This window comes from Kitasatospora sp. NPDC057512 (genome assembly GCF_042802135.1).
GTDB lineage: Bacteria > Actinomycetota > Actinomycetes > Streptomycetales > Streptomycetaceae > Kitasatospora.
This window is the reverse complement of the sequence record NZ_JBHVET010000591.1, coordinates 1-5,622: the sequence shown is the minus strand read 5'-3', so window position 1 is coordinate 5,622 and position 5,622 is coordinate 1. Positions and strand designations below refer to the sequence as shown.

At 74.7% G+C, this 5,622-nt stretch carries 4 protein-coding genes; 3 read left to right on the top strand and 1 reads right to left on the bottom strand.

Annotation, left to right across the window (positions count from 1 at the left end; genetic code table 11):
- Positions 1 to 152 precede the first annotated feature (152 nt).
- Both npdG and ACFU6K_RS29795 read left to right on the top strand, forming a co-directional pair.
- Positions 153 to 845: an NADPH-dependent F420 reductase gene (gene npdG, locus ACFU6K_RS29800; protein WP_049660247.1), complete on the top strand. Its 693-nt coding sequence runs from the start codon at positions 153 to 155 to the stop codon at positions 843 to 845.
- Between the two features lie 118 nt (positions 846 to 963).
- Positions 964 to 1,152, top strand: coding sequence for a hypothetical protein (locus ACFU6K_RS29795; RefSeq protein ID WP_380668207.1), 189 nt, complete (start codon positions 964 to 966; stop codon positions 1,150 to 1,152).
- Between the two features lie 19 nt (positions 1,153 to 1,171).
- Here ACFU6K_RS29795 and ACFU6K_RS29790 read toward each other — a convergent pair whose 3' ends face one another.
- Positions 1,172 to 1,987: a site-2 protease family protein gene (locus ACFU6K_RS29790; RefSeq protein WP_380668205.1), complete on the bottom strand. Its 816-nt coding sequence runs from the start codon at positions 1,985 to 1,987 to the stop codon at positions 1,172 to 1,174.
- Positions 1,988 to 2,172: 185 nt separating this feature from the next.
- Here ACFU6K_RS29790 and ACFU6K_RS29785 point away from each other — a divergent pair, with 185 nt between their 5' ends.
- Positions 2,173 to 5,529, top strand: a complete 3,357-nt coding sequence (locus tag ACFU6K_RS29785; protein WP_380668203.1) for an ATP-binding protein — start codon at positions 2,173 to 2,175, stop codon at positions 5,527 to 5,529.
- The last annotated feature ends 93 nt before the right edge of the window (positions 5,530 to 5,622 follow it).

Genomic DNA, 5,622 nt, shown 5'->3' with positions numbered 1-5,622 from the left:
GTGTTCCACCGAGCGGCGCAGCGCGCCGGCGAAGCCGCCGACCGCCTCCAGCCAGCCCGTTCCCGTCAGCCGTTCCCGGAGTGCCGAAACTCTCACCGCGTCCATGCGGGCCAGGATGTCCCGCCGGGCCGGGGATTTGGCAGGATCGGCCCATGACTTCCCTCGATTCAGCGACAAACCCGGCCCACGAGGTCCCGGACGTCTCCCAGCTGGTGGTCGGTGTCCTCGGCGGCACCGGCGACCAGGGGCGAGGACTCGCCCTGCGGCTGGCCAAGGCCGGCCAGCAGGTGATCATCGGCTCCCGCGACGCCGCCCGGGCCGAGGCCTCGGCGGCCGCGCTGGGCCTCGGCGTGCGCGGCGCCGACAACGCCACCGTCGCCCGGGAGAGCGACGTGGTGATCATCGCGGTCCCGTGGGACGGCCACGCCGCCACCCTGACCGCGCTGCGCGAGGAGCTCGCGGGCAAGATCGTCGTCGACTGCGTCAACCCGCTGGGCTTCGACAAGCAGGGTGCGTACGCGCTGAAGCCGGAGGAGGGCAGTGCCGCCGAGCAGGCCGCCGCGCTGCTGCCGGACTCCCGGGTCACCGCCGCGTTCCACCACCTCTCGGCGGTGCTGCTCCAGGACGAGTCGGTGGAGAGCATCGACACCGACGTCATGGTGCTCGGCGACGACCGGGAGGCCACCGACGTCGTCCGGGGCCTGGCCGCCCGCATCCCCGGGATGCGCGGCATCTTCGCGGGCCGGCTGCGCAACGCCCACCAGGTCGAGGCGCTGGTCGCCAACCTGATCTCGGTCAACCGCCGTTACAAGGCCCACGCGGGCCTGCGGATCACCGACGTCTGAGCGGATCCGGGCGGAGGCGTGTCGACCTCACCCCTGGACCCGGTCCGGAGGTGAGGTCGGCGACAATGGGTGGCGGCCGTGACCCGGCCGCCCGCACCCGTTCTAGGAGCCCTCCGCCATGCCTCGCACGTCCCGCTTCGCCCTGGCCGCCGTCGTCCTCGCGCTCGTGGCCCTGGTGGTCTCGCTGGTCCAGGGCTTCTGGCTGGGCCTGATCTGGCTGCCGCTGGCCGGCGTGGCCAGCAACGTGCTGTGGATGGACCGCCGCCGGGCCAGGATCGCCGCCGCGGCCGCGGCCGCCGCCGAGTAGGGCCGGTGCCGGGCCGTCCCTAGTTCTTCCAGAAGCTGAACAGGTACCGGCCGAGCGTCGCGTAGTCCTGGTCCACGCCGAACAGGTTCATCAGGCCGTGGACGATCCCGAAGAAGAACTGGTTCACCTGGGGCTGCCACAGCAGCGCGAACACCGCGAGCATCCCGTACGGCGCGAACGGTTCGATCGCGCGCCGGGTCTGGTACGAGAGCCAGGGCTCGACGATGCCGTAGCCGTCCAGCCCGGGCACCGGCAGCAGGTTCAGCACCGCCGCGCTCAGCTGGAGGAAGCCGAGGAAGCCCAGCGCGCCGGAGAACGGCGAGATGATCAGCTCGTGGCCCTCCCAGAACGCGTGCACGGTCGGGTCGTCCAGCCAGCCCGCGCCGATCGGGACCAGCAGCGCCGCCGCGATGAGCAGGTTGACCAGCGGGCCGGCCGCCGAGATCAGGCTGTGCTTGAGCCGGCCCTGGATGCGGTTCCGCTCGATCCAGACCGAGCCGCCGGGCAGGCCGATGCCGCCGAGGATCACGAAGACGATCGGCAGCACGAAGCTGAGCAGCACGTTGGCGTACTTCAGCGGGTTGAGCGTGAGGTAGCCCTTGGCGCCGACGGTGATGTCGCCGCCGTGCAGCGCGGTGCGCGCGTGGGCGTACTCGTGCAGGCAGAGCGAGACCATCCAGCCCGCGACCACGAACAGGAACACCCCGAACGAGGCGTTGCCGTAGCCCTGGTACACCGCCCAGCCGGAGGTGCCGAGGACGGCGAGGAGCACCCAGAACACCGGGCTGATCCGGCGGTCCTCGCTGCGGGAGCGCGGCGTGGCGGCGAAGGTCATGGTGTGGGTGCTCCGTGGGCAGAGGGAACGGGAAGGACCGGCAGGGACCGATCATGCCGGGCGGGCCGGTGGCCGGACAAGCCGCCTCCGGTGAACGTCCGAGGGGCCGGGGTCGGTTCCACCGGGACGTCGGGGCCCAGCACAATTGTGCGGCCCTTCCTCCGTCGATCGACCAGAATGGTCCGGTGCACTACGGCATCCTCGGGACCACGACGGCCCACCACGACGACGGCACCCCGGTACCGATCGGCGGCGCCCGGCTACGGGCCCTGCTCGCGGCGCTGGCCCTTCGGCAGGGCCGGCCGGTGCCGGCCGACCTGCTGGTGGACGAGGTGTGGGAGGCCGAGCCGCCGCAGGACTCCTCCGCCGCGCTCCAGACCCTGGTCGGCCGGCTGCGCCGCACCATCGGCCGGGACGAGGTCGGCTCCGGCCCGGCCGGGTACTGGCTGACCGGTCCGGCCACCGACCTCGCCGACTTCCAGCGGCTGACCGGCGAGGGCCGCCGCGCCCTGGACGCCGGGGACCACGCGCTCGCCGCCGAGCGGCTGGGCGCCGCCCTGGCGCTGTGGCGCGGCCCCGCGCTGGCCGACCTGCCGGACCGCACCGGACCGGCCGTCCGGCTGGAGGCCCAGCGCGAGGAGGCCCGCCGCCACCGGATCACCGCCGACCTCGGCCTCGGCCGCGCCGCCGACCTGGTCGCCGAGCTGGCCGAGTTGTGCGAACGGCAGCCGCTGGACGAGTCGTTGCAGCTGCTGATGATCCGGGCGCTGCACGAGAGCGGGCGGACGGCCGAGGCGCTGCGCCACTACGAGCGGACCAGGCGGGCCCTGGCCGAGGAGCTCGGCGCCGACCCGGGCCGCGGACTCCAGTCCCTGTACGCCGAGTTGCTCGCCCCGGAGGCGCCGGAGCCGGTCCACGCCGCGCCCGCACCCGCCGCCGCTGCCGCTGCCGCTGCCCCCCAACTCCCGCGCACCGTCGGCAACCTGCGCGGCCGGCTGACCAGCTTCGTCGGCCGCGAGGACGATCTCGCCGCGCTGCGCGGGATGCTGACGGACCGTCGGCTGGTGACGCTGACCGGCCCCGGCGGCTCCGGCAAGACCAGCCTCTCGACCGAGGCCGGGCGCGCCGAGCAGTCCGCCGGGGGTTGGCCGGACGGCGTCTGGGTGGCCGAACTCGCCCCGCTGGAGAGCCCGGACGCGGTGCCCGCCGCCGTGGTCTCGGCGCTCGGCCTGCGCGAGATCGTGCTGCACAGCACCAGCATGGTCGCCGAGGTGATCGAGAAGCGGGCCGAGGACCCGGTGCGCCGGCTGGTCGAGCACTGCCGCCACCGCCGGATGCTGCTCGTCCTGGACAACTGCGAGCACCTGATCCAGGCCGCCGCCGACCTCGCCGACGTCCTGCTCGCCGAGTGCCCCGGGCTGACGGTGCTCGCCACCAGCCGCGAGCCGCTGGGCGTGCCCGGGGAGACGGTGCTGCCGGTCGAGCCGCTGCCCGACCCGGTCGCGCTGCGGCTGTTCGTCGAGCGCGCCGCCGCCGCCCGTCCCGGCTTCGACCCGCACGGCGACCCGGAGGCCTGCGCCGAGATCTGCCGCCGGCTGGACGGGCTGCCGCTCGCCATCGAACTGGCCGCGGCCCGGCTGCGGGTGATGACGGCGCGCCAGATAGCCGACCGGCTGGACGGCCGGTTCACGCTGCTCACCGCGGGCAGCCGCACCCTGCTGCCGCGCCAGCAGACGCTGCGCGCGGTGGTCGACTGGAGCTGGGACCTGCTGGGCAAACGGGAGCGGGCGGTGCTGCGCCGGCTCTCGGTGTTCGCGGGCGGCTGGCAGCTGGAGGACGCCGAGGCGGTCTGCGCCGACGGCGTCGAGGTGGCCCCCGGCGAGGTCGCCGACCTGCTGCTGTCGCTGGTCGACAAGTCCCTGCTGGTGGCCGACCTGGACGGGGCCAGCCTGCCGCGCTACCGGATGCTGGAGACCATCCACGAGTACGCGACCGAACGCCTCGCCGGGTCCGCCGCCGAGCGGGCCACCACCGAGGCCCGCCACCTGGCGCACTTCCGCACCCTGCTCGCCGCCGCCGACGCGCAGATCCACGGCCCCCGGCAGCTGCACTGGCTGGCGGTGCTGGAACGCGAGCAGGACAACATCCGGACGGCGCTGCGCCGCGCGATCGACCTGCGGGACGAGGAGCAGGCGCTGCTCCTCGCCCTCGGCATGAGCTGGTACTGGTCGCTGCGCGGCTACAGCATGGAGGCGCGCACCTGGTACAACGCGGTCGCCGCGCTCGGCCCGGACCCGTTCGGCCCGGACGCCCCGCCGGCGGTGCCGCTGGAGCACGGCGTGCTGGCGTACGACCTGCCGCTGCCGACGGCGGTGGTCGAGGAGGCCCGCCGGCTGCTCGCGATGTTCCGGCTGATCGGGCTGTTCGAGGGCAACCTGGACGTCCTCGGGGACCCGGAGGCGATCGAGGTCGCCCAGCGGCTGATGGACGCCTACACCCCGGACCTGCCGCAGTCCTACCGCTTCCCGGCGCTGATGCGGGTGTTCGGCGCCTTCCTGGCCGGCCGCCTGGACATGATGAAGGACCTGCTGGACGACGCCGTCCGCGGCTGCGAGCAGTACGGCGGGCCGAGCGACCTGGCGTTCATCCTGCAGGTCCGGGCCAGGATGATGAACGACTGGCCGAGCGGCGCCGAGCAGAGCATCGAGGACGGCGCCCGCTCGCTGGAGCTGTACGAGCAGTCGGGCGACCTCTGGGGGATCTCCCAGGCGCTGTCCGCGCACGGCGAGTCGCTGGCCAACCGGGGCGAGTCCGCGGCCGCCGCCGAGGCGTACGCGCGGGCGATCGAGCTGATCGAGGAGCTGGGGGCGCCGCTGGAGGTGCCGATCCTGCGGGTGAACCTGGGCACCGCCCTGCTGGAGCAGGACATGGAGCGCGGCGAGCGGGTCGTCCGCGAGGCGCTGGCCTCCATCGACACCCCGGGCCTCAACCAGTCCACCACCGGCGCGCTGATGTTCGGCCACCTGACGCTCTGCGGCATCCACGCCCAGCGCGGCGAGTTCGCGCAGGCGCTGGCCGAGCTGGACGAGCTGGACACGGTCCGGGTCGGCGGCTTCGCGCCGAGCCTGGTGACCGGGATGCTGATGAGCGCCCGCGGCTGGATCACCGCCCGGGCCGGGGACCCGGAGGCGGGGCTCGACCTGCTGCACGCCGGCTGGCGGCAGCTGCGGGCGGTGACGGCCGCGAGCGGCTTCGCCGAGCACATGACGGTCATGGTGGTGCCCGCGGTGGCGGCGGTGCTGGGCAGCTTCGCCCAGCGCGACGGGGACCTGGGGCGGGCCCGGACGGCGGCCGTGCTGGCCGGCGCGCACGGCGGGCTGAACGGCCCGAAGGGCGGCTACCTGGACCGGGTCGAGCGGGCGCGCTCGGAGGGCGTGCTGCGGGAGGTGCTGGGGGACGCGGGGTACGAGGAGGCCCGGGCCGGCGGGGTCGGGATGACCCAGGAGCAGGTCTTCGAGCTGCTGGAGGGGCTGGTCGGCTAGCCGCGGCGCGGTCGGGCCCGTGCGGCCGGGCCCCGTACGGTCGGCGCTCGCACGACCGGGGCCCGTACGGCCGGTGCCCGTACGACCGGGGCC